1 rRNA gene is annotated in these 1,360 nt (G+C 52.4%); it reads right to left on the reverse strand.

Annotated features, from left to right (window positions below):
- Window positions 1-9: 9 nt before the first annotated feature.
- Window positions 10-1,360 (reverse strand): 16S ribosomal RNA (locus tag ACE025_RS06790); the annotation flags it as partial.

A 1,360-nucleotide genomic window follows, 5' to 3' on the forward strand; every position in this document is an offset into this window, starting at 1 on the left:
TATCCTTAGAAAGGAGGTGATCCAGCCGCACCTTCCGATACGGCTACCTTGTTACGACTTCACCCCAATTATCTGTCCCACCTTAGGCGGCTGGCTCCCGAAGGTTACCTCACCGACTTTGGGTGTTACAAACTCTCGTGGTGTGACGGGCGGTGTGTACAAGGCCCGGGAACGTATTCACCGCGGCGTTCTGATCCGCGATTACTAGCGATTCCGGCTTCATGTAGGCGAATTGCAGCCTACAATCCGAACTGAGAATGGCTTTAAGAGATTAGCTTAACCTCGCGGTTTTGCGACTCGTTGTACCATCCATTGTAGCACGTGTGTAGCCCAGGTCATAAGGGGCATGATGATTTGACGTCATCCCCACCTTCCTCCGGTTTATCACCGGCAGTCTCACTAGAGTGCCCAACTGAATGCTGGCAACTAATAATAAGGGTTGCGCTCGTTGCGGGACTTAACCCAACATCTCACGACACGAGCTGACGACAACCATGCACCACCTGTCACTTTGTCCCCGAAGGGAAAGCTCTATCTCTAGAGTGGTCAAAGGATGTCAAGACCTGGTAAGGTTCTTCGCGTTGCTTCGAATTAAACCACATGCTCCACCGCTTGTGCGGGCCCCCGTCAATTCCTTTGAGTTTCAACCTTGCGGTCGTACTCCCCAGGCGGAGTGCTTAATGCGTTAGCTGCAGCACTGAAGGGCGGAAACCCTCCAACACTTAGCACTCATCGTTTACGGCATGGACTACCAGGGTATCTAATCCTGTTTGCTCCCCATGCTTTCGAGCCTCAGCGTCAGTTACAGACCAGAAAGTCGCCTTCGCCACTGGTGTTCCTCCATATATCTACGCATTTCACCGCTACACATGGAATTCCACTTTCCTCTTCTGCACTCAAGTTCTCCAGTTTCCAATGACCCTCCCTGGTTGAGCCAGGGGCTTTCACATCAGACTTAAAGAACCGCCTGCGCTCGCTTTACGCCCAATAAATCCGGACAACGCTTGCCATCTACGTATTACCGCGGCTGCTGGCACGTAGTTAGCCATGGCTTTCTGGTTAGATACCGTCAAGGGACGAGCAGTTACTCTCATCCTTGTTCTTCTCTAACAACAGAGTTTTACGATCCGAAAACCTTCTTCACTCACGCGGCGTTGCTCCGTCAGACTTTCGTCCATTGCGGAAGATTCCCTACTGCTGCCTCCCGTAGGAGTCTGGGCCGTGTCTCAGTCCCAGTGTGGCCGATCACCCTCTCAGGTCGGCTACGCATCATCGTCTTGGTGAGCCATTACCTCACCAACTAACTAATGCGCCGCGGGTCCATCTACAAGTGACAGCCGAAACCGTCTTTCTTCTTTCT

The organism is Desemzia sp. AGC72, from assembly GCF_057334175.1.